At 72.8% G+C, this 21870-nt stretch carries 19 protein-coding genes; 10 read left to right on the plus strand and 9 right to left on the minus strand.

The features are described from left to right. Positions 1–85 precede the first annotated feature (85 nt). Complete coding sequence (locus ACWCQK_RS18330; RefSeq protein WP_451156183.1) at positions 86–625, plus strand: hypothetical protein; 540 nt, start codon at positions 86–88, stop codon at positions 623–625. Positions 626–641: 16 nt separating this feature from the next. Here the strand turns inward: ACWCQK_RS18330 and ACWCQK_RS18335 are convergent, their stop codons facing one another. After that, the gene (locus tag ACWCQK_RS18335; RefSeq protein ID WP_451156184.1) at positions 642–3215 is read right to left on the minus strand and encodes a helicase-associated domain-containing protein; all 2574 of its coding nucleotides are present in this window, start codon (positions 3213–3215) and stop codon (positions 642–644) included. A gap of 156 nt (positions 3216–3371) precedes the next feature. On the opposite strand from ACWCQK_RS18335, the gene ACWCQK_RS18340 reads away from it, so the two are divergent. Both ACWCQK_RS18340 and ACWCQK_RS18345 read left to right on the plus strand, forming a co-directional pair. After that, entirely contained in the window at positions 3372–4346 is a 975-nt protein-coding gene (locus ACWCQK_RS18340; protein ID WP_451156185.1) for a hypothetical protein, read from the plus strand. 77 nt (positions 4347–4423) lie between these two features. Next, positions 4424–5068, plus strand: coding sequence for an HAD family hydrolase (locus ACWCQK_RS18345; RefSeq protein ID WP_451156186.1), 645 nt, complete (start codon positions 4424–4426; stop codon positions 5066–5068). Here the strand turns inward: ACWCQK_RS18345 and ACWCQK_RS18350 are convergent. Continuing rightward, a complete protein-coding gene (locus ACWCQK_RS18350) occupies positions 5044–5295 on the minus strand; it encodes a hypothetical protein (protein WP_451156187.1) in 252 nt (83 codons plus the stop codon). The genes ACWCQK_RS18345 and ACWCQK_RS18350 overlap by 25 nt on opposite strands. A gap of 164 nt (positions 5296–5459) precedes the next feature. On the opposite strand from ACWCQK_RS18350, the gene ACWCQK_RS18355 reads away from it, so the two are divergent. Further along, a complete protein-coding gene (locus ACWCQK_RS18355; RefSeq protein WP_385779500.1) occupies positions 5460–5843 on the plus strand; it encodes a cold-shock protein in 384 nt (127 codons plus the stop codon). Positions 5844–5920: 77 nt separating this feature from the next. Here the strand turns inward: ACWCQK_RS18355 and ACWCQK_RS18360 are convergent, their stop codons facing one another. The 4 genes from ACWCQK_RS18360 to ACWCQK_RS18375 form a co-directional block, all read right to left on the minus strand. Continuing rightward, positions 5921–6781 (minus strand): 1,4-dihydroxy-6-naphthoate synthase, encoded by an 861-nt coding sequence (locus ACWCQK_RS18360; protein WP_451156188.1) that lies wholly within the window; start codon positions 6779–6781, stop codon positions 5921–5923. After that, positions 6771–7466 carry a futalosine hydrolase gene (locus ACWCQK_RS18365; RefSeq protein WP_451156189.1) on the minus strand — a complete coding sequence of 232 codons (696 nt, stop codon included), beginning with the start codon at positions 7464–7466 and terminating at the stop codon, positions 6771–6773. Before ACWCQK_RS18365 ends, ACWCQK_RS18360 begins: the two co-directional genes overlap by 11 nt. Before the next feature lie 23 nt (positions 7467–7489). Continuing rightward, entirely contained in the window at positions 7490–7963 is a 474-nt protein-coding gene (locus ACWCQK_RS18370; RefSeq protein ID WP_451156190.1) for a DUF2771 domain-containing protein, read from the minus strand. A 61-nt stretch (positions 7964–8024) separates the two neighbouring features. Beyond that, on the minus strand, positions 8025–9449 hold the full coding sequence (locus ACWCQK_RS18375; RefSeq protein ID WP_451156191.1) for an MFS transporter: 1425 nt from the start codon (positions 9447–9449) through the stop codon (positions 8025–8027). A gap of 355 nt (positions 9450–9804) precedes the next feature. Between ACWCQK_RS18375 and ACWCQK_RS18380 the strand changes: the two genes are divergently transcribed. The 4 genes from ACWCQK_RS18380 (at position 9805) to ACWCQK_RS18395 (ending at position 16455) form a co-directional block, all read left to right on the plus strand. Next, positions 9805–10734 (plus strand): DUF3027 domain-containing protein, encoded by a 930-nt coding sequence (locus ACWCQK_RS18380; RefSeq protein WP_451156192.1) that lies wholly within the window; start codon positions 9805–9807, stop codon positions 10732–10734. 421 nt (positions 10735–11155) lie between these two features. Then, positions 11156–14281: a sacsin N-terminal ATP-binding-like domain-containing protein gene (locus ACWCQK_RS18385; RefSeq protein ID WP_451156193.1), complete on the plus strand. Its 3126-nt coding sequence runs from the start codon at positions 11156–11158 to the stop codon at positions 14279–14281. Positions 14282–14511: 230 nt separating this feature from the next. Next, a complete protein-coding gene (locus ACWCQK_RS18390; protein ID WP_451156194.1) occupies positions 14512–15381 on the plus strand; it encodes a DUF5707 domain-containing protein in 870 nt (289 codons plus the stop codon). A 270-nt stretch (positions 15382–15651) separates the two neighbouring features. After that, positions 15652–16455 (plus strand): hypothetical protein, encoded by an 804-nt coding sequence (locus ACWCQK_RS18395; RefSeq protein ID WP_451156195.1) that lies wholly within the window; start codon positions 15652–15654, stop codon positions 16453–16455. Between the two features lie 33 nt (positions 16456–16488). Here the strand turns inward: ACWCQK_RS18395 and ACWCQK_RS18400 are convergent, their stop codons facing one another. Both ACWCQK_RS18400 and ACWCQK_RS18405 read right to left on the minus strand, forming a co-directional pair. Continuing rightward, positions 16489–18885, minus strand: coding sequence for an HAD-IC family P-type ATPase (locus tag ACWCQK_RS18400; protein ID WP_451156196.1), 2397 nt, complete (start codon positions 18883–18885; stop codon positions 16489–16491). 119 nt (positions 18886–19004) lie between these two features. After that, entirely contained in the window at positions 19005–19283 is a 279-nt protein-coding gene (locus tag ACWCQK_RS18405) for a DUF2530 domain-containing protein (RefSeq protein ID WP_451156197.1), read from the minus strand. A 239-nt stretch (positions 19284–19522) separates the two neighbouring features. On the opposite strand from ACWCQK_RS18405, the gene ACWCQK_RS18410 reads away from it, so the two are divergent. Next, the gene (locus tag ACWCQK_RS18410) at positions 19523–20974 is read left to right on the plus strand and encodes an NCS2 family permease (RefSeq protein WP_451156198.1); all 1452 of its coding nucleotides are present in this window, start codon (positions 19523–19525) and stop codon (positions 20972–20974) included. 69 nt (positions 20975–21043) lie between these two features. Here ACWCQK_RS18410 and ACWCQK_RS18415 read toward each other — a convergent pair whose 3' ends face one another. Continuing rightward, entirely contained in the window at positions 21044–21232 is a 189-nt protein-coding gene (locus ACWCQK_RS18415; RefSeq protein ID WP_451156199.1) for a ribbon-helix-helix protein, CopG family, read from the minus strand. Between the two features lie 149 nt (positions 21233–21381). Between ACWCQK_RS18415 and ACWCQK_RS18420 the strand changes: the two genes are divergently transcribed. After that, positions 21382–21819, plus strand: coding sequence for a MarR family winged helix-turn-helix transcriptional regulator (locus ACWCQK_RS18420; protein ID WP_451156200.1), 438 nt, complete (start codon positions 21382–21384; stop codon positions 21817–21819). The last annotated feature ends 51 nt before the right edge of the window (positions 21820–21870 follow it).

Below are 21870 nucleotides of genomic sequence, written 5' to 3' on the forward strand. Positions count from 1 at the left end.
GTCCCGGGCAACCGTGCGCCCGCGCCGTGAGTCTGACCGGGAGGGGAGCGGCGCAGCCCGCGCGGCGCGGTGAGGAGCGCACGGTATGTCGGCACACAGGTGGGGAACCGGCGTGGGAGCCGTGGTGGTGCTGGTCGCGACGGGCACCTGGGTGATGTGGCCGGCGGGCGTGGACGCCCGGCTGTGGGGCGAGGTACGGCCGGTGATCGAGGCCCGGCTGGTCGCGGACTCGCGGGGGACCGGGTACGGGGAGAGCGAGCCCGGCCTCGGCGCGCGGTGGTTCTGCCGGGCCCGCGCGCTCGACCTGGAGGAGAGCGGGGACCGGATACGGGCGGGCGTCGACACGCTCTGCGTGGAGTACGGGGTGCGCGACGGGGTTTTGGTGGAGTGCGGCGGAGCGCGGATCCCGCAGGTGGTGAGGCTGGAGCGGGACGGCGACGGCGGCTACCGCGTCGTCTCCCGGGACCAGCCGCCGGACGGCGCCGGGTACGCGGAGTGGACGAAGAGCCGCTTCGGCTTCCTCACCCGGTCCAAGCTCGACGACGACGTCCCGGCCGCCGCGCTGGAGGCCGCGGCCCGCGAGCGCTTCGGACTGCCCGCGAACACCCCCGTCCGGGACTGCTGACGGGGGCGCCCGGCGGTCACCGCTCGTCGTCCGCCAGCTCCGCCACCCCCGTGATCCGGTGCAGCGGATACGTACGGACCTCGTCCGCGGTGTGGTCGTAGGCCGTGACGAAGCCGCCCTCGACCCGGACCGGCGCGATCACCCGCTGGCTCGCGGCGCCCTCGGCGTTGACGTAGCCGATCCACACGGTGTCACCGGTGAGGACGGCGGCCTGCATGGTGGCGAGCGTCTCGGCGGAACCGGTGCGCGGGAGCGCGCCGCCGGGCGGCGGGGCGCCGTCGGCCGTGGGCTTGCGGGGGGCCGTGGAGGCCAGGTCACCCGCCCGGATCGCGCGGATCGCCGCCGTCAGGAGTGTCCCGTCGGGCACCGGCGGGCCGTCGGGGACCGGCTCGGGGGCCGTGCGCGGCGGAGTGCGGTGGGCGTGCGCGCGGGCGATCAGCACATCGCCCTCGGCGGACTCGGCGGCCGGCGCGTAGCCCATCGCCCGCAGGCCCTCCAGCAGCGTCGCCGGGTCGGCCTGGGTGGCCAGCACGGTCGGCGCGAGACGGCGCAGCCGCAGGCCGGCGGCGCGCTTGTCGGCGACGATCTCGTTCAGCAGGGCGTCGTCGTCGCAGCGGACGTACGCCGAGGCGGCGCCGACGCGCAGATGGCCGTGTCTGCGGGCCACGTCGTCGATCAGATAGGCGAGCGGCTGCGGGACCGGCGTACGGGAGTGGGTGGCGAGGAAGGCCTGCAGGTCGGACGCCGTCCGGCCGGCGTCCAGCGCGCGCCGCACCGAACCGGGCGTGAACCGGTACACCGTCGCCCCGCCCTTCGACTCCACGTCCGCGAGCACGCCCAGGGTGTCGGCGAGCGGGCGCCGCAGCGGGCCGGGCGCCACCGCCGTCAGGTCGGCCTGGAGCAGGACGTGGTCCAGGGGCTCGGGAAGGAGCGGGGCGAGCAGCCGGGTGGCGGCCGCGGAGGCGACGGCCTGTGCGGCGGGGGAGAGGGGTTCGAGCGGCGCGGCCCGGTGGTGCGGGAAGGGCAGCCTGCCGCCCGGGCCAGCGGAGGCGTCGGCGGCGGCCGCCCTCGGCTCGGGCGCCCCGAGCAGCGCCCGCCCGTGCGCCGACAGCGCGCCGCGGCCGGTCACGCCCAGCGTCTCCGCCTCGGACAGCGTCCACCGCGCCAGCCGGGACCGCAGGTCGTCCCCCTCGCCCTCGGGGTCGCCCGCCCGCGGGGTGCCCGGGGTGCCGCGGCCACGCAGCGGACGTTCCCAGCGCAGCCGGGCGAGGACCGTGCCGGAGGCCGGCGCGGCGCCCTCGGGGAGCCCGGCCAGCAGCGTCAGCACCCGGTGGCGCACCTCGGGCGCGGCGGACCGGTCGAGGCCCGGCCCGAGCGCGGACAGCGCCCGCTCCTTCGCGTCCCGTCCGCCGACCACGCCGGAGGTGCGGGTCGCCGACAGCCACGCCTCGGCGAGCCGTGCCCAGCGCTCGGCGGGGGGCCGCTCCAGCCATTCGTCGTAGGCCGGGGTGGCCGCGTACCGTTCGTCGGCCTCGCCGTCGGAGGCCAGCAGCCCGGCCGCGTATGCCAGTTCGACCCAGAACGCGGCCACCGGCTCGGCCACGTCGAGGGCGACGGCGGTGCGCTTGAGGTCGCGCACGCTCAGGCCGCCCGCCCGCAGCACCGTCGGCCCGCCCTCGTCCCAGTCCTTCAGCAGCTCCTCCACGGTCGAGAGCGCCGTGTACGCCTGTCCGGCCGCGGTCGCGTCCACCACCGCCAGGGCGTGCGCGGCGGCCGGATCGACGGCGGGCGGCACCGGTTCCGGCGCGTGGTGCGCGCGTCCGGCGCGCAGATGCAGCGCGACCTCGCGCGGCAGTACGACCGTCCCGGGCGCGGTCGGCAGCAGCAGCCCGCGGTCCAGCAGCCACCGCAGCCGCGCCGCCGGGTCGGCCGTGACCTGCCCGTAGGGCGGCCCCCACACCAGGCGGTCCAGTACGTCGAGCGAGTCGGCCGGCGCCTCGCCGAGCAGGGTGTCCATCCGGGCGCGGTCGGTGAACAGGGCGGTGAGCGCGGCGGCCGCCGACACGGCGTCGTGCGTCGACGTCAGCCCGGCGGCGGTGACGATCTCCTGGATGCGGCCCGGTGACATGGCCGCCGTCGCCTCCTGCACGGTCGGGCCCAGACCGGTCGGGGACGGGTGCTGCGGGGACGGCGCGAGCAGCTCACGGGCGGTGCGCACCAGCCGCAGCCGGTCGTCGCCGCCCCACACGAGGGCCTGTTCGCGCAGCACGGCCAGGGCACCGGGCAGGGCCGCGGCGACGGCCGGGTCGCCGTCGTCGCCGGCCATCAGGGCGAGCAGTTCGCCGTACGACGCCGGGTCGTCCGCGACCGCGAGCGCCTCCGCCGTCTGGAGCGCGAACCGGTCCAGCCGTTCCAGCGCGCGCACCACGGAGGCGCGGGTGCCCGCCCTGGTCGCGAGCTGGGTGAGGTCGGTGGGGACGGGGGTGATGAGGTCGGGGCGGCTGCGCAGGAGGGCGGCCAGGGAGGAGTCCTCCCTGACGCGGAGCGCTTCCGCGAGGGAGCGGGGGGCCGGGTGGTCCGCGGTGCTCATCTGACCCACGGTAGCGGGTCACCTGGGGCGGCCCACCCGGGAGCGGCCCGGTTGTGGCCGGCGTCCCCGCGGGGCGGGAGATGCCCGGCCCGCGCCGGGGGCGGTAACGTCTCCCACCACGGGGTCAGCCAACACACCCGCCCCGGAGGGGACTTCGTGGGGATCGAGAGCGACCAGGTCGTCTACGAGTATCTGAGCCGTGTCGGAGACGTGGCGCACCAACGGCAGTTGCCGTCGTCCGCGCGGATGCGGCTCGTGTCGGAGCTGCGCAACGAGATCGACCGGCGGCGCGCCAGGACCCCGGTCGACAGTCCCGCCGCCGTGCGCCGCATCCTGGACCGCCTCGGCAGCCCGGACGACGTCGTCGCGGCCGTCGAGGACGGCAGCGGGGGTGCCCCGCGGGCACCGGAGAACTCCGTGCCCGTCCAGCGCGACCGGCTGGATCCACAGGGCGACGGCCGGTCCAGGAAGCTGCGCCGGGTCGTACCGCGCCCCCGGACGGGCCGGCCCGCCGTGCCGGACGCCCCGTCGCCGCCGCATCTCGCGGCGGCGGACGAACTCGGCGACAGCGTCTCGCGGCCCGACTGGTGGCGGACGGACAGCAGCCCGTTCGGGGCCGGCGAGGACGTGCCGGGGTTCGTCGGCGGGGTGGAGATCCCGGAGCTGCTCAAGCCGCCGCCCCGCAAGGACCCGAAGGTCCCCGGGGAGCCGGCCGAGGCCGAGGAACCGGCGGCGCGGGCCGTGGAGGAACCGGAGCCCGCCCGCCGCCGCCGTCTGCCGTCCCTGCCCACCGGCGGCTGGAGCAACCCGCTCCTGCTGATCGCCGCCTGCTGTCTCGTCGTCGGCGCGGTGCTCGGCAACTGGTTCGCGCTGCTGCTCGGCTGGCTGATCGCCTACGCCTCGCGCCGGCTGTCCCGGACGGAGACGAAGTGGGCGGTCATGGGCCTGCCCGGCCTCGCGGTCGCCGCCGGTGTCGTCTGGCTGTGGGGCAGGACCGACGGCCGCTGGGGCGCCCCCATCGCCGACGGCCACATGAACGACGCCCTCGCCCAGACCTGGCCCTGGGTGGTCCGCGGCGCGGCCGTCACCTCGGCCCTGTTCCTCACCTGGCGCTCCCAACGCCAACGCTGACCCCACCCCCGACCGGTCCCCGTCCCCCGGCCCCCGGCCGTCCCCCCGCCCCCGGTCGTCGTTCCGGGCTCGGCACAATGGGTTGTATGGCTTTCACCACCGCGTCCGTGCTGACCGTCGGGTTCGATCTGGACATGACGTTGATCGACTCCCGGCCCGGGATCCGGGCCTGCTACACGGCGCTGGCCGAGCGGACGGGGACGTACATCGACGCCGATCTGGCGATCACCCGGCTCGGGCCGCCGCTGGCGGAGGAACTGGTCAACTGGTTCCCGGCGGAGGACGTGCCGGCCGTGGCGGACCTGTACCGGGCGATGTATCCGGCCATCGCCGTCGGCGCGACGCCCGCGCTGCCCGGCGCCCGTGAGGCGATCGAGGCCGTACGGGCGGCCGGTGGACGGGCGATCGTGGTCACGGCGAAGTACGAGCCCAACGCCAGACTGCACCTGGAACACCTGCGCATCGACGCCGACGAGGTGATCGGCGATCTGTGGGCCGAGCAGAAGGCGCGGGCGCTGCGCGCGCACGGCGCGGGCGTCTACGTCGGCGACCACGTCGGGGACGTGCGCGGTGCCCGCACCGCCGGCGCGCTGTCGGTCGCGGTCGTCACCGGACCGTGCGGCACGGAGGAACTGCGGGAGGCCGGCGCGGACGTCGTCCTGCCGGACCTCACGCACTTCCCGCGGTGGCTTTCGGCCTATCGCCCGGCGGCCCGCGCCTGACGGCGCCCGGCCGCGACCGACTGGAGCACCCCCGCTCCGGCGATCAGGAACCCGACGCCCATCAGCATGCTCAATCCGAACATGTACGTCGGAAAAGGCGTCGTTCCGAGCAGGAACGGGGCCACCGTGACCAAAGTGGCCACGGCGCCGGCGAAGAAGACGATGGCACCGGCACGGATCAGACGGTCACCGGGCGCGGCGGAATTCGTTTGGGTTTTGTCACGCACCCGACCAGGGTAGTTCCCAGCCCGAAGGAACAACCGGGCGACGTCTTGTCACCGGCCTGAAGACCATTAGCCTTGGTACCGGCGGGTCCCGACGACCCGCCCCAGTGCTATCAAGACCCGTTTCCAGAAGCAGTTTTCCGACGAGTACGAGGACGAGGACAGACGTGCCTACCGGCAAGGTCAAGTGGTTCAACAGCGAGAAGGGCTTCGGCTTTCTCTCCCGTGACGACGGCGGTGACGTCTTCGTCCATTCCTCGGTCCTCCCCGACGGAGTCGAGGCACTCAAGCCGGGACAGCGCGTGGAGTTCGGAGTCGTCGCGGGACAGCGCGGCGACCAGGCCCTCTCGGTCGTCATCCTGGACCCGACCCCGTCCGTCGCGGCCGCGCAGCGCAAGAAGCCGGACGAACTGGCCTCCATCGTCCAGGATCTGACGACCCTCCTGGAGAACGTCACCCAGACCCTGGAACGCGGCCGCTACCCGGAGAAGACCGCGGGCAAGAAGGTCGCCGGCCTGCTCCGCGCGGTCGCCGACCAGCTGGATGTGTGACGTCCGCCGGGAAAGAGATTTCCGCGAGGAGCAGGACCTCCGCGAGGAGTAGGGCCCCCGCGGGGAGCGGGATCCCGCTAGGGGAAGACGAGCGCGTCCGGGCCGAGGGGCGGCACCAGTCCCTCGGCCGCCGCACGCGTCAGCAGTCCGCGCACCGCCGCGTAGCCGTCCTCGCCGAGGCCGGCGGTGAACTCGTTCACGTACAGCCCGATGTGCTGGTCGGCGACGGCCGGGTCCATTTCCTGGGCGTGTTCCATGACGTACGGGCGGGAGATCTCGGGTGCGCCCCAAGCCGCACGTACGGATGTGCGAATTGATTCGGCGAGCAGGGTCAGCGTCTCCGTGCCCAGCGAACGCTTCGCGATGATCGCGCCCAGCGGAATCGGCAGCCCGGTGGTGTCCTCCCAGTGCTCGCCCATGTCCGCGAGCTTGTGCAGCCCGTAGTTCTGGTAGGTGAAACGCGCCTCGTGGATGACGAGGCCCGCGTCGACCTTTCCGTCCCGCACGGCGGGCATGATCTCGTGGAAGGGCATCACGACGATCTCCCCGACCCCGCCGGGAACGACGTCCGCGGCCCACAGCCGGAACAGCAGGTACGCCGTCGACCTCTCGCTCGGCACGGCGACGGTACGGCCGGTCAGGTCGGCGCCCGACTCCCGGGTGAGCACCAGCGGCCCGCAGCCCCGCCCCAGCGCGCCGCCGCAGGGCAGCAGCGCGTACTCGTCGAGGACGTACGGCAGCACGGCGTACGACACCTTCAGCACGTCGGACTCGCCGCGCTCGGCCATGCCGTTGGTGATGTCGATGTCGGCGAAGGTCACGTCGAGGGCGGGGGCGCCCGGGACGCGCTCGTGGGCGAGGGCGTCGAAGACGAAGGTGTCGTTCGGGCAGGGGGAGTACGCGATCCGCAGCGAGGGCCGCGCGGGCTCACCGGTCATGGGGGTTCCACCTTCGAAGAACGGGTGCGAGCTGCGTGAAGCCCTCGGTGAGGGCCGCGAGGGCGTCGCCGATGCGCCAGGCGGCACGGTCGCGGGGACCGACGGGGTTGGAGACGGCGCGTATCTCCAGCACGGGCGTGTCGTGCGCGGCGGCCGCCTCGGCGACCCCGAACCCCTCCATGGCCTCGGCGAGCGCCCGGGGGTGCCGGGCGCGCAGTCCCGCCGCGCGCTCGGCGGTCCCGGTCACCGTCGAGACGGTCAGTACGGCCCCCGAGCGGGCGCCCAGTGCCGCCGTGAGATCTCGTACGAGTGTTTTTGGCGGACGGTGGGTGACGGTGCCGAAGCCGAGTTCGGTGACCGGCAGGAAGCCGTCGGCGGTCTCGGCGCCCAGGTCGGCGACGGTGATCTCGTCGGCGACGACGAGCGAGCCGACGGGCGCCCCGGGCTGGAAGCCGCCGCCGATCCCGGCGCTGACGACGAGACCGTAGGGGGCGCCGCGCAGGGCGGCGGCGGTGAGGGCGGTCGCCGTGGAGGCGGCGGCGAGTGCGGGGCCGACCCCGGCGGCCAGCAGGTCGTACCCGTCGGCCACCCGCAGCAGGCTCAGCCCGGGAAGACGTTCCTCACGGACGGCCCCGGCGAACGCCTGTGCCACCGCGTCCCGTTCGGCGGGAACCGCGGTGGTCACGAGGACACGTACGGAAGACGTGGTCAGGCGTCCTTCTTGAGCTTGAAGGACCACAGGCCCGTCACGTCCTTCTCGCCCTCCTTGATCGACACCAGCGTGGAGTTGCCGCTGGCGCCGTACTGGGCGTTGAAGAACACGCTGCCGGGGATCGTGCGGTACGTCTTGGTGCTGGAGTCGGTCAGCGGCTGACCGTTCATCAGGAGCGTCCAGCCGTTGTCCGCGATCTCCGGGTCGACACCGAAGCGCACGGTCTCGTCCGGGTCGACCTCGATGGACTTGATGCCGGAGTCCTTCAGGCAGGTCGTCAGGGTCTTGGTGTCCAGGGCCTTGCCGTCGTTGTAGCAGGTGGCCTGGCTGTTGACCGAGCTGGAGCCGACGGTGATCGTGGAGATCGGGGTCGGCTTGTCGCAGGCGGACAGAACGAGCAGTCCGGCGGAAACGGCGCCGGCGGCTGCGACGGCGCGGCGGCGTCGCACAACGGATTGCAGCGTCTTCATGCCCGAAGGCTATCGGGCACCCCCGACGCTCCCCCCATGTGGGGTGCGGCGTGGCCGGGGGTTACGCCACACGCGACCGGGTCCGGCCCCCGCGCCGCGCCGAGGACAGCAGTCCCCGTGCCGTCGCCAGCCAGCCGACGGCCACGATGCAGGCGGCCACCGAGAGGCCCAGAGAGCCGTTCAGCGGCATCACGATCCCCACCGCGCCGCCGAACACCCAGGACACCTGGAGCAGCGTCTCGGAGCGCGCGAACGCCGACGTACGCACCGGCTCGGGCACGTCCCGCTGGATCAGCGCGTCCAGCGAGAGCTTGGCCAGTGCCTGCGCGAACCCGGCGACCGCGGCCAGACAGGCCACCAGGAACGCCCCGAAGAACACCGCCGCGGTGATCGCCACGCCCAGCACGAACGCCACCACCGTGAGGATGATGATCTCCGGCGCCCGCGATCTGAGCCAGGCCCCGACCGCCGTCCCGAGCGCGTTGCCCGCGCCCGCCGCGACGCCGACCGTCCCCAGCGAGACGGCCGCGCTCTGGCCGGTCAGCGGATGCTCCCGCAGCAGGAAGGCCAGGAAGAAGATCAGGAAGCCGGTCAGACAGCGCAACGCGGCGTTGGCGCCCAGCGCGTGGGTGACGGCGGGCCCGACCGTCCGCAGGCCGGGGCGCCTGACCGGTTTGCGGTGCGGCCCGTACAGATGGTCCTCGTCGGAGGCCAGCAGGGCGATGTCCTCGCCCTTGGCCGAGTCGACCTTCGGCGGCAGGGAGAAGGACAGGAAGGTCCCCGCGACGAAGATCGCGAAGGCGCCGTAGAGCGGCCAGCGCGGGCCCACCGCCTGGAGCCCGGCCCCGATCGGCGCGGCGACACCCGTCGCCAGCAGCCCGCCCAGGGTCACCCGGGAGTTCGCCTTCACCAGGGAGAACCCCGGCGGCAGCAGCCGTGGCACGACCGCGCTCCTGACCACCCCGTACGCCTTCGACGCGACGAGCACGCCGAGCGCGGCCGGGTACAGCCCGATGCTGCCGGTGATCACCGCCCCCGACAGCACCAGGGCGAGCAGCGCGCGGGCGAGCATCGCGCCCGCCATGGCCGCGCGGCGGCCGTGCGGCAGCCGGTCCAGGAGGGGCCCGATCACGGGCGCCAGGACCGTGAAGGGCGCCATGGTGATCGCGAGGTAGAGCGCGACCCGCCCGCGGGCCTCGTCCGTCGGCACCGAGAAGAACACGGTGGAGGCGAGGGCGATGGTGATCATGACGTCGCCCGCGCCGTTCACGCCGTGCAGCTCGATCAGCTTGCCCAGGCCGGACTCGCCGGCGCCGTGCGCGTGCGTGGCCTTGCGGATGCCGCGGGCGGTTCCGGTGAAGGGCAGGTGCAGGGCACGGCCGACCGCGCGGACGGACCCGGTGACCCGGCCCGAACCGCCACCTCGACTGCTGCCCTTCACTCCACCGGTCCCGGCGGCGCTCTGGGACGACCTCGCGGCTGCCACGTACGTCATAGTGCCCCGATAAGGCTGTGCCTAGTGCGGTTACCGCGCGTATGGGCGTGCACTTTGTGACCGGACGGCGCGGTCGGGCGGCCGGGAAACAGCACGAAACATCATCGGGAGGCGGCGAACAGTCCCGTCGGTGTAGGCCAAGCGCACGCGAACAGGTAGCGTGCGTAGCGCGCCGTGGCGAACGTTCTCGGCCGCGCGCCTCTCGGACATCCCGCAGAATGGATGACGTAGGTGCGCCCGAGCGCGTCGGGCGCGGACGTCGACGCGGCCCTTCGGTCCGCTCCGTTCGCCCTGCCGCCTTCAGGCCGGCGCACCCGAGAGACGGCGTAGGAGAGAAGCGATACCTGTGAGCGCAGCGACAACGCGAAGCCGCACCCCCGACCGTCTGTGCGCCGAGGCGGTCGACCTCGCCCGAGCCGCCGCCGAGGAGGCCGCCGCGCCCGGGGTGGTCGGCGAGCACGTGGGGCTGGAGTCCGAGGGCGACCGCGTTGTCACACACTTCTTCGGGTGCAAGGAACTCGGGTACCGGGGCTGGCGCTGGGCGGTGACGGTGGCCCGCGCGTCGCGCGCCAAGATCGTCACCCTCGACGAGGTGGTCCTGCTGCCCGGGCCCGACGCGGTGCTGGCACCGGAGTGGGTGCCGTGGAGCGAGCGGCTGCGCCCCGGGGACATGGGCCCCGGCGACCTCCTGCCGACCGACGCCGACGACCTCCGGCTGGAGCCGGGCTACACCGGCGAGGACGAGCTCCCGCCGAACGCGCCCGTCTCCGAGGAGATGGCCGAACTCGCCGAGGCCGAGGACGCGGAGGTCACCGCCGGTACGCCCGCGACGCTGCCTACCGTGCCCTCCCGCGGCTCCCTCGCCTCGGTGGCCGAGGAGCTCGGCATGCGCCGGGCGCGGGTGCTGTCCCGGTACGGCCTGCACATCGGCGCCGACCGCTGGGAGGAGTCGTTCGGGGCGAAGACCCCCATGGCCCAGGCGGCTCCGGCGCCCTGTGTGAGCTGTGGCTTCCTGCTGCCCATCGGTGGCTCCCTCGGGCAGGCGTTCGGCGTCTGCGCCAACGAGTTCTCCCCGGCCGACGGCCGGGTCGTCTCCTTCACCTACGGCTGCGGCGGTCACTCCGAGGCCGCGGTCATGCCGACGCCGCCCCGCCCGGCGGAGCCGGTGATCGACGAGACCCGGGTGGATCCCTTCCCGCTGCGACCGGCCCCGGATTCGGGATCGGTGCCGGTGGTGACGGCGGACGAGGAGACGGCGGAGCTGGGGCACTCGTAGGGTGCCGTGGCGGGGGATCCGCGCGCCCGCGACCCCCTTTCCGGGGCTTCCTGCCCCTGTTCCGGGGGCTTCGTCCCTGTTCCGGGGGTTGTGCACCCCTGGGGCCCCGTCCCGGGGGTTCTTTCGCCCCCGCCCCGCCGCCCCTTCCCGTCCCGTCCCCGGGGGCTGCCGCCCCCGGACCCCGCTTCGGCCTGAACGGCCTCGTCCTCGAACGCCGGACGGGCTGGATGGGTCCGGGTGGGTCTCGGGTGGGCTGCGTGAGTGGCGAGGGCCGGGGTGCCCGCTCGGGCGCCGGAGGGGCCGAACGAGTTCCGGAGCGGCAGAATCGGTCGGGACCGGCTGAGCGACGCTCGTCGGCACGGCGGGAGCGCCCTCGACCGCGCGGTACCTTCGACCTCACGCCGATGAGGAGAGTGTGAACGTGAGCAAGTTCGTGCGGCCGGCACCCGAGGGCGCGGACCCCTTCGGAACGGCCCGTCTGCGCCGCGGTGTACTCGACGCCTGGGCCACCAGCCCCGCCCGCTTCCGTGAGGACGCCAACGCCGAGGAGGACCTGGTCCTCGGCGGCTACCGCGACCGGCTCGTCGTCGAGCTCGCCCAGAACGCCGCGGACGCCGCCGCCCGCGCGGGCGTCCCGGGCCGCCTCCGGCTCACCCTCCGCGACGGCGTCCTCGCCGCCGCCAACACCGGCGCGCCCCTGGACGCGACCGGCGTCGAGTCGCTGTCGACGCTGCGCGCCTCCGCCAAGCGCGGCGCCCACGACACCGCGGTGGGCCGCTTCGGCGTCGGCTTCGCCGCCGTCCTCGCCGTCACCGACGAACCCGCGGTCCTCGCCCGCCACGGCGGGGTCCGCTGGTCTCTGGCGGAGGCCCGCGAGCTGGCCTCCGAGGTGGCCGGGCACAGCCCCGGCCTCGGCGACGAGATCCGCCGCCGGGACGGTCACGTCCCCCTGCTGCGCCTGCCGTTCCCCGCCGAGGGCACCGCCCCCGACCCCTACGACACGGTCGTCGTCCTCCCGCTGCGCGACACGGCCGCCGCCGACCTCGCCGAACGCCTCCTCGACGCCGTCGACGACGCCCTCCTCCTCGCCCTGCCCGGCCTGGCGGAGGTCGTGGTCGAGATCGGCGACGGCAGCCCCCGCACCCTGGAACGCCGCACCGACGGCGACCACACCGTCCTGGCGGACTCCCGTGACGGCACCACCCGCTGGCGCACCGTCGCCGCGCACGGCCCGCTCACCCCCGACCTGCTCGCCGACCGCCCCGTGGAGGAGCGGCTGCGCCCCCAGTGGTCGGTCACCTGGGCGGTGCCCGTGGACGGCGACGGCACTCCCGCGCGCCCCCGCACCAGCCCCTACGTCCACGCCCCCACCCCCAGCGACGAGCCCCTGGGCGTCCCCGCCCTGCTCATCGCCTCCTTCCCGCTGGACACCACCCGGCGCCACGCGGCCCCCGGCCCGCTGACCGACTTCCTCGTGCAGCGCGCGGCCGACGCGTACACCGAACTCCTCGCCGGGTGGCGCCCGGTGAGCGACGGCGTCATCGACCTCGTGCCCGGCCCGCTCGGCAAGGGCGAACTCGACGGCGCCCTGCGGCAGGCGATCCTCGAACGGCTGCCCCGCACGGCCTTCCTGCCGCCCGCTCTCGCGCCGGACGGCACCCCCGACTCCGACCTTCCGGAAGCCCTGCGCCCGCGCGACGCCGAAGTGGTCGAGAGCGCGGGCGGCGAGACCGTAGAGGTCCTCGCCGAGGTGCTCCCCACCCTGCTGCCCGCCGGCCTCGAACGCCGTGTCGAGCTGCGCACGCTGGGCGTGGCCCGGGTACCGCTCGCCGACGCGGTCGACCGGCTGGCCGGGCTGGAGAAGGAACCCGACTGGTGGCGGCGGCTGTACGACAGCCTCGCCGGCGTCGACCCCGACCGGCTCTCCGGGCTGCCCGTCCCGCTCGCCGACGGACGGACCACCATCGGCCCCCGGCAGGTACTGCTGCCCACCCCGGACGGCGCCCGGATCGACCCCGAGGTGCTCGCCCGGCTCGGCCTCAAGGTCGCCCACCCGGACGCCGCCCACCCGCTGCTGGAGAAGCTCGGCGCCCTGCCCGCCACCTCCCGCGCCGTCCTGACCACGCCCCAGGTCCGGGCCGCCGTCGCCGCCTCCCTCGACGACGAGGGCGGGGCGTGGGAAGAGGACACCCCGGACGCCGAGGAACTCGCCGACATCGTCCTCGCGCTGGTCCGGGACGCCGGTCTCGACCCCGGCGAGGAACCCTGGCTCGGCGCGCTGGCCCTGCCCGACGAGGACGGCGAACCCGCCCCCGCCGGCGAACTGGTGCTGCCCGGCAGCGCCTTCGCGCAGGTGATGCGCGAGGACGAACTGGCCTTCGTCGACGCCGAACTGGCCGAGAGGTGGGGCGAACAGCCGCTGGCCGCCTGTGGCGTGCTCGCCGGTTTCGCCCTGGTCCGGGCCACGGACGTGGTCCTCGACCCCGATGAACTGGAGCCCCGCGAAGGGGACTTCGCCGAACCCGACGACGCCGGGCTGCTGGACGCCGTGGACGTGTGGTGCGAGGACATCCTCGACCGGTTCCCGGACACCCCGGTGCCGCCCGTCGCCACCGAACTCGTCGCCGTGCGCGACCTCGACCTCGTCGACGAGGACCGCTGGCCGCAGGCCCTCGCCCTGCTCGCGCTGCCCCCGCTGCGCGACGCGCTGATCCAGCCGCTGCGGATCCTGCTGCCCGACGGCACCCACGAGGTCGTACGGCCCTACACGGCCTGGTGGCTGCGCGGGCACCCGGTGATCGACGGCCGCCGCCCGGCCGGCCTGCTCGCCGCGGGCGGCGACCCGCTGCTGCGCGGGCTGTACGACGAGGCCGACGCGACCGGATTCGACGACGAGCAGGTGCTGCGGGCGCTCGGTGTGCGCACCTCCGTGGCCGCGCTGCTCGACGAGCCGGGTGGCGCCGCCGAACTGCTCGACCGGCTCGCCGACCCGGAGCGTTCCGTCACCGCCGCTCAACTGCACGGCCTGTACAGCGCGTTGGCCGAGCTGGATCCCGAGCAGGTGACGCTGCCGGACGAGCTGCGGGCGGTCGTCGACGGCCAGGTACGGGTCGTGGACGCGGCCGACGCCGTGGTGGTCGACTCACCCGACCTGCTGTCCTTCACCGAGGGCGTCCCGCTGCTGCCGGTACGCCCGGCGCTGGTCGCCCAGCTCGCCGAGCTGTTCCAGGTGCGACGGCTGAGCGAGTCCGTCACCGGCGAGGTCGGCTCCGAGGGCGCCGAACACGACGTACCGGAGTCGGTAGGGGTGCTGCTCGGGCCGCGCACCCCGCGGTCGTACGTCGAGCACGAGGAACTCCTCGTCGACGGCACGGAACTGGACTGGCGCCTCACCGGCGACGGCGTCCTGCACGCCTCGACCCTGGAGGGCGTGGCCGCGGGCCTGGCCTGGGCGGCCGGCCAGTGGCCCCGCCGCTTCGAGGTCGCGGCCCTCCTCGAAGACCCCTCCCGCACCGAGGAACTGGCCCGCGACCGCTGGTTCGACTGACCTCGACGGCCAGTCTCTCGCCGGCAGGGCGACGGCCAGTCCCTTGCCGGCAGGGCGCGTACAGGCCTCGTCCGCGTGTACGCGCCCGCACGCGCGGGCGAAGAGAACTCCCTTTCGGTAAACCCGTCGGAGAATCTCCTCGGTTCATGCAACCATGCGCACCTGTCACAGCTCTGATCACATGAGCCAACAGACCCACTGATCGCTTCCTGACTTCATCGGAGGAGCGCATGCGCATCCGAGTCACCGTGGCCGCCGTTTCCGGCGCCCTCGCCCTGTCCGCTTTCGCCGTGCCCGCCGCGCAGGCCGGACCGCAGGGCGACGGGGGGCTGTCCCGGCCGACCGCCGCCGAGCGCTTCGGGGTCCCGTCGGCCGGGTCGGGGCTGCGGGCGACGGCCGCCGCGGGCGAGCTGCCGAAGGTCTCCAAGGTCACGGTCAACTCCGGCAAGGACATCGTCGTCGGCACGACGGGCGCCAAGAAGTTCACCGTGTCGGTGACCGCGAGCCACTCCACCGGCATCGCGGACGCCTTCATCAGCCTGTGGCACGGTACGAACACCGAGTCGGGGCTCAACGGCCTGCTGCTGCCGAGCGAGGACGCGGCCGCCTGCACCGCGGCCAGTGCCACCACGTCGACCTGCAAGCTCACCATCTCGGCCACCCCGGGCCGCGACCTGCCCGCCAGCCTGCTGGCCGGCACCTGGCACGTGTCGGTCGGGGTGCTCGCCCGGGACGACGTCAACATGTACTGGAACGACTACCAGACGACCCACCGGGTCCAGCGCGCCTCGACGCTCACGGCGAACGCGGCGCCGGAGCCGGTGAAGAAGGGCAAGACGATCACGGTCACGGGCAAGCTGGCCCGCGCCAACTGGGACACCCTCAAGTACGGGGGCTACTCCACCCAGCCGGTGAAGCTCCAGTTCCGCAAGAAGGGCTCCACCGTCTACACCACGGTCAAGACGATCAAGACCAGCACGACGGGCACCCTGAAGACCACGGTCAAGGCCTCCGTCGACGGCTACTACCGCTATGTCTTCGCGGGCAGCACGACCACCCCGGCCGTCAACGCCATGGGTGACTTCATCGACGTGAAGTAGCAGCGACAGCCCCGCACGCGTTCCGCCCGGCCCCGGATCTTCCCCGGGGCCGGGCGTTCTCGTCGTGCCCGGTCCTCCGCGCCCCGCCGTCGGAATGTTACGGGCGCGTAAATTTACGACTCTCCCGCATCACCCGTACAACCAATCGCACCCTTCACGAATCTCACTCGTCGAGCCAGCAGGCTCACCCGTCACTTCGGGTCCCGAGCCGACGACGAGCCGTGAGGAACGACCAGCGCCGGGACCCCCCTTCTCCCATCTGGGGAACCCATGCGTATACGTGCCACCGTGGCCGCCGTCACCGGCGCCCTGGCCCTCTCCGCCTTCGCCGTCCCGGCCGCGCAGGCTGTCGGCAACAACCCGCTGTCCGGCGTCTCCTTCTCCAACGTCAAGGTCAACAGCGGCAAGAACATCGTGGTCGGCCCGACCGGGCAGGTCACGGTCACGGCGACCTACACCGTGACGCACCCCGCGACCCTCAGCGCCGACTCCTTCGAGACCGGCCCCGTGCTCTACCGCGGCGCCAAGATCGCCACTCCGACCGACCTGCTCGGCGGCGACGACTCGGGCACCTGCACCGCCGCGTCCACGACCGTGCTGCGCTGCACGGCCAAGATCCAGTTCCGCCCGGCCGCCGCGGACGAGTTCGACGACCTGAGCAACGCCCAGGCCGGTGCCTGGAAGGTCGGCGCCCTCGCGATGGACGAGCACGTCAACATGCAGTGGCAGGGCGACCTCGGCGCCCAGAAGGTCCAGCGCCTGTCGAAGCTGACGGCGAACGCCGCGCCGGAGCCGGTGAAGAAGGGCAAGACCATCACGGTCACCGGCAAGCTGACCCGTGCGAACTGGGACGGCAAGAACTACACGGGCTACGCCGGCCAGCCGGTCAAGCTCCAGTTCCGCAAGAAGGGCTCCACCGTCTACACCACGGTCAAGACGGTCAAGACCAACTCGGCGGGCAACCTGAGCACCACGGTCAAGGCCGCGGGCGACGGTTACTTCCGCTACGTCTTCGCGGGCAGCACGACCACCCCGGCCGTCAACGCCATGGGTGACTTCATCGACGTGAAGTAAGCCGGATCCGGCGGTACCGCGGCGGCGGTACCGCTACGCCGGGAAGCGGCGGCCGACCTCTCTCCACAGGAGTTCCAGGGCGGCCGCCGCCACCGCCGCGATGCCGACCGCGATCCACGGCATCTGCATCCCCACCAGCTTCAGCGCGAAGAAGTGCTGGAGCGTGGGCACGACCAGGACCAGGACGAACGCCGCGCCCATCGAGGCCACCAGCACGACCCGCCACCAGGTGTAGGGGCGGGCGACGATCGCCAGCACCCACATCGAGATCAGGAACAGGGTCAGGGTCGCCACACTGGTCTCGGCGTCCAGCGCCCCCGGGCCGGTGTAGTGGTGGCGGGCGATCAGGTAGGTCACGAAGGTCGCCACCCCGGCCACCACCCCGCCCGGGATCGAGTACCGCATCACCCGCCGGACGAAGTGGGGTCTGGCCCGCTCCTTGTTGGGGGCGAGGGCGAGGAAGAACGCCGGGACGCCGATGGTCAGGGTGGACAGCAGGGTCAGATGCCGGGGCAGGAACGGGTACTCGACCTGCCAGCACACCACCAGCACGGCCAGCAGGACCGAGTAGACGGTCTTCACCAGGAACAGCGTGGCCACGCGGGTGATGTTGCCGATCACTCGACGGCCCTCCGCGACCACCGAGGGCAGCGTGGCGAAGCTGTTGTTCAGCAGCACGATCTGGGCCACGGCCCGGGTGGCCTCGGAGCCCGATCCCATGGACACGCCGATGTCGGCGTCCTTGAGGGCGAGTACGTCGTTCACGCCGTCGCCGGTCATCGCGACCGTGTGGCCGCGGGACTGGAGGGCGCCCACCATGTCCCGCTTCTGCTGCGGGGTGACCCGTCCGAACACCGTGCCCTCGTCCAGGGCGCGCGCCATGTCCTCCTGGGCGGCGGGCAGCCGGCGGGCGTCGAGGGTGGCGCCGGTGAGTCCGAGCTTGCCCGCGACCGCCGCGACGGACACCGCGTTGTCGCCGGAGATGACCTTCGCGTGGACGTCCTGCTCGGCGAAGTAGCGCAGGGTGTCGGCCGCGTCCGGGCGCAGCCGCTGTTCCAGGACGACGAGGGCGGCGGGGCGGGCGCCCTCGGCCACGTCGGGGCCGTCGAGGTCGCGCACGGCCCGGGCGAGCAGCAGCACCCGTAGCCCTTCCTCGTTGAGCCGTCCGGTCTCGTCGAGGGCGGGGTCGCCGTCGGCGAGCAGGACGTCGGGTGCTCCCAGCAGCCAGGTGCTGGACTCCCCGTTGCCCTCGCTGAAGGAGGCGCCGCTGTACTTGCGGGCGGAGGAGAAGGGCAGCGACTCGGTGCAGCGCCACTCCTCGGTGTCCGGGTAGGCGTCGATGACGGCCTGGAGGGAGGCGTTGGGCCGCGGGTCGGACTCCCCGAGCGCACCGAGCACCTTGCGTATGTACGTCTCGTCATGACCGTCGAGCGTCCGCAGCTCCATGACGTCCATGCCGCCCTCGGTGAGGGTGCCGGTCTTGTCGAGGCAGACGGTGTCGACGCGGGCGAGGCCCTCGATGGCGGGCAGCTCCTGGACGAGGCACTGTTTTCGGCCGAGCCGGATGACGCCGATGGCGAAGGCGACGGAGGTGAGGAGCACGAGCCCCTCCGGGACCATCGGGACGATGCCGCCGACGGTCCGGGCGATGGCGTCCTTGAGCCCGTACTGCTTGACGACGAGCTGGCTGATGATCAGGCCGATCGCGGTCGGGATCATCATCCACGTCACGTACTTGAGGATCGTGGAGATGCCGGAGCGCAGCTCGGAGTGGACGAGCGTGAAGCGGGAGGCCTCCTCGGCGAGCTGGGCCGCGTAGGCCTCGCGTCCGACTCGGGTGGCCTTGAAGGCCCCGCCGCCGGCCACCACGAAGCTGCCGGACATGACCTTGTCGCCGGGCCGCTTGACGACCGGGTCGGCCTCACCGGTGAGCAGGGACTCGTCGATCTCCAGCCCGTCGGTCTCGGCGCAGACGCCGTCGACGACCACCTTGTCGCCCGGCCCGATCTCGATGAGGTCGTCGAGCACGATCTCAGAGGTGCCGATCTCGACCGCCGCGCCGTCCCGCCGCACCGTCGGCCGGGACTCCCCGATCACGGCGAGCGAGTCCAGGGTCTTCTTCGCCCGCCACTCCTGGATGATGCCGATCCCGGTGTTGGCGATGATCACGTAACCGAACAGGCTGTCCTGGAACGGCGCGACGAACAGCATGACCAGCCACAGCGCGCCGATGATCGCGTTGAACCGGGTGAAGACGTTGGCGCGGGCGATCTCGGACAGGGAGCGGCTGCTGCGCACCGGTACGTCGTTGACCTGCCCCCGCGCCACGCGCTCCGCGACCTGGGCCGTGGTCAGGCCGATCGCCGGGGGCGAGGGCATGGGGACGGGATGCACGGGATCAAGCTCGGCACCGGCGTCGATGTGCGTCATGCATTCGACGGTACGTGCGCTTCTGGGGCTTCACCCGTCGGGGGTGCGGAAGATCCGACGAGGGGGCGAGGGGGCGAGGGGGCGGGGGAGGGGTGATGCCGTGGTCGCCGGTCCGTCCGTTACCGCTCGGTCGTCCGCACCGGGTCCGCGGCCGCCGCGGCCGCCCGCTTGATCGCCGCGTCCCGCTTCCTCACGTACCAGATGCCGATGAGGCCCAGTCCGCCGCCGGCCAGGCAGGTCCAGACCCACCACGCCTGACCCCGGTCGTCGAACCAGCCGTAGAACGGGAGCTGGACGAGGAACAGGACGAACCAGATGATCGTGCCGCCGGTGATGGTGGCGACCACGGGGCCCTCCAGGGGCTCGGGCGCCTCGTGCTTGGGGGTCCATTTGGCCATGGGCACAGCTTACGAGGCGCGCCACCGGTCCCCGCCCGCGCCCGCGGATCCCTTGCACGGCAGTGGTCTACGCGCGGAGATGGCCAATTCGACTTCATATGTTCATACTGAAACGGTCTGAGTCTGGCTACTTCCAGTCGTAGGAAACTCCAACAGAAACGTGGGGGAGACCTGTTGGTGACCTGGAGGCGGCGGGGCTCGATCACGTTCCCCACCCCCTGCACCCCCTGAGGTCCCGCATGCCCACCTCGGCTCCCGCCAAGGTCCCCGCGCCCGAACAGCCGGGCGGCACGTCCGCGTACGGCGCCCTCGACCGCTACTTCAAGATCTCCGAGCGCGGCAGCACGCTGTCCCGCGAGATCCGCGGCGGTTTCGCCACCTTCTTCGCGATGGCGTACATCATCGTGCTGAACCCGATCATTCTGGGCAGCGCGAAGGACATGTACGGGCACCAGCTCGACAACGGCCAGCTGGTCACGGCGACGGCGGTCACGGCCGCGTTCACCACGCTGCTCATGGGTGTGATCGGCAACGTGCCCATCGCGCTCGCCGCCGGTCTCGGCGTGAACTCCGTGGTCGCGCTCCAGCTCGCCCCGCGGATGACCTGGCCGGACGCCATGGGCATGGTGGTCCTGGCCGGCTTCATCGTGATGCTGCTCGTCGCCACCGGTCTGCGCGAGCGGGTCATGAACGCGGTCCCCTACGGCCTGCGCAAGGCGATCTCCATCGGTATCGGCCTGTTCATCATGCTGATCGGGCTGGTCGACTCGGGCTTCGTCTCCCGGATCCCGGACGTCGCCCAGACCACCGTCCCGCTCCAGCTGGGCGCCGACGGCCACCTCAACGGCTGGCCGGTGCTGGTCTTCGTGCTGGGCGCCCTGCTCACGCTGGCGCTCATCGTGCGCAAGGTCTCCGGCGCGATCCTGATCTCGATCGTCGCCATGACCGTCCTCGGGCTGATCATCGACGCGGTCGCGAAGATTCCGTCCTGGGGTCTGACCACGCCCAAGTGGCCGGGCAACCCGGTCGCCACCCCTGACTTCGGGCTGATCGGCAAGTTCAGCCTGTTCGGCGGCTTCGACAAGGTCGGCGTGCTGACCGGCATCCTCTTCGTCTTTACCGTCCTGCTGTCGTGCTTCTTCGACGCGATGGGCACGATCATGGGCGTCAGCGACGAGGCCAAGCTCACCGACGCGCAGGGTCAGATGCCCGGCATCAACAAGGTCCTCTTCGTCGACGGCATCGCGGTCGCCGCGGGCGGCGCCAGCTCCTCCTCGGCCACCACCTGCTTCGTGGAGTCCACGGCCGGCGTCGGCGAGGGCGCCCGCACCGGCTTCGCGAACGTCGTCACCGGCGCGCTGTTCGCCGTGGCCCTGTTCCTGACCCCCGTCGCCACGATGGTCCCGTCCCAGGCGGCCACCCCGGCTCTGCTCGCGGTCGGCTTCCTGATCCTGGCCGGCTCGGTCAAGGAGATCGACTGGGCCGACCACACCATCGCCATCCCCGCCTTCATCACGATGGTGATGATGCCGTTCACCTACTCGATCACCAACGGCATCGGCATGGGCTTCATCACCTTCGTGGTGCTCCGGCTGGCGGCCGGCCGGGCCAAGGAGGTGCCGGTCGCGATGTACGTCGTGTCGGCGGTGTTCGCTTTCTACTACCTGATGCCGGCGCTCGGTCTGACCTGATGCCGGTCCCCGCCCGGACCCGCCCGATGCCGGTGTGCCGGTCCGGTCCGGTCCGACGGCCGAGGGCCCTCACGTGACCCCGTAGAACTTCTCCGTCTCGTCGACGGCGGTCTGGAACCGCTCGTCGAAGTCATCCCGAATGAGCGTCCGGACGACATAGTCCTGGACGCTCATTCCCCTTTTCGCCGCGTGATGCCGGAGCCTTTCGAGCAGCTCCCCGTCTATCCGCAGGCTGAGCACGCTGGTCCCCATGTACACGAGAGTCGCGGCACGCTGCCGTGCGGGGCGTGACGTTCCGCAGGGGTGTCACCCATATGAGTGATATCCGGGTTGAGTGGCCCGGCTCGCGGGCATCTCTGCGTGTCCCGAGTGGTCTTTAGCGAGGGTAATGAGTTACGCTAAAGAACATGTCGGACTTTACCCATGGCGACGATGTTGCCGCCGTGAACTCTCTGCGATCCGCCGTCATGCGGCTGTCCCGTCGGCTCAAGCACCAGCGGGTCGACGAGTCGCTCAGCCCGACCGAGATGTCGGTGCTGGGCACCCTGTCCCAGTGCGGCAGCGCGACCCCGGGCGAACTCGCCCGTAAGGAGCATGTCCAGCCGCCGTCGATGACGCGCATCGTCGCGCTGCTGGAGGCCAAGGGTCTGGTCCGACTGGAGCCGCACCCCGACGACCGGCGCCAGAAGGTCGTCACCCAGACCGAACAGGCCACGGCGATGCTCGAGGAGAGCCGCCGCAAGCGGAACGCCTTCCTGGCCTCCCTGGTCGAGGGCCTCGACCAGGACGAGTGGGCGACACTGCGCGCCGCCGCCCCCGTGCTGGAGAAGCTCGCACACCTGTAAGCACAGCCGCAAGGAGGCGACCCCCTTTGAGTACGGGATCCGGAGCACCTT

The sequence above is a fragment of the Streptomyces sp. NPDC002306 genome, from assembly GCF_053593435.1.

What these genes read in the sequence shown, in the direction of transcription:
- ACWCQK_RS18395 (WP_451156195.1), top strand. Translation starts at nt 15,652, where the DNA reads ATGCGTATACGTGCCACCGTGGCCGCCGTCACCGGCGCCCTGGCCCTC.
- ACWCQK_RS18420 (WP_451156200.1), top strand. Translation starts at nt 21,382, where the DNA reads ATGTCGGACTTTACCCATGGCGACGATGTTGCCGCCGTGAACTCTCTG.
- ACWCQK_RS18360 (WP_451156188.1), bottom strand. Translation starts at nt 6,781, where the DNA reads ATGACCGGTGAGCCCGCGCGGCCCTCGCTGCGGATCGCGTACTCCCCC.
- ACWCQK_RS18330 (WP_451156183.1), top strand. Translation starts at nt 86, where the DNA reads ATGTCGGCACACAGGTGGGGAACCGGCGTGGGAGCCGTGGTGGTGCTG.
- ACWCQK_RS18405 (WP_451156197.1), bottom strand. Translation starts at nt 19,283, where the DNA reads ATGGCCAAATGGACCCCCAAGCACGAGGCGCCCGAGCCCCTGGAGGGC.
- ACWCQK_RS18370 (WP_451156190.1), bottom strand. Translation starts at nt 7,963, where the DNA reads ATGAAGACGCTGCAATCCGTTGTGCGACGCCGCCGCGCCGTCGCAGCC.
- ACWCQK_RS18400 (WP_451156196.1), bottom strand. Translation starts at nt 18,885, where the DNA reads ATGACGCACATCGACGCCGGTGCCGAGCTTGATCCCGTGCATCCCGTC.
- ACWCQK_RS18390 (WP_451156194.1), top strand. Translation starts at nt 14,512, where the DNA reads ATGCGCATCCGAGTCACCGTGGCCGCCGTTTCCGGCGCCCTCGCCCTG.
- ACWCQK_RS18335 (WP_451156184.1), bottom strand. Translation starts at nt 3,215, where the DNA reads ATGAGCACCGCGGACCACCCGGCCCCCCGCTCCCTCGCGGAAGCGCTC.
- ACWCQK_RS18345 (WP_451156186.1), top strand. Translation starts at nt 4,424, where the DNA reads ATGGGTTGTATGGCTTTCACCACCGCGTCCGTGCTGACCGTCGGGTTC.
- ACWCQK_RS18410 (WP_451156198.1), top strand. Translation starts at nt 19,523, where the DNA reads ATGCCCACCTCGGCTCCCGCCAAGGTCCCCGCGCCCGAACAGCCGGGC.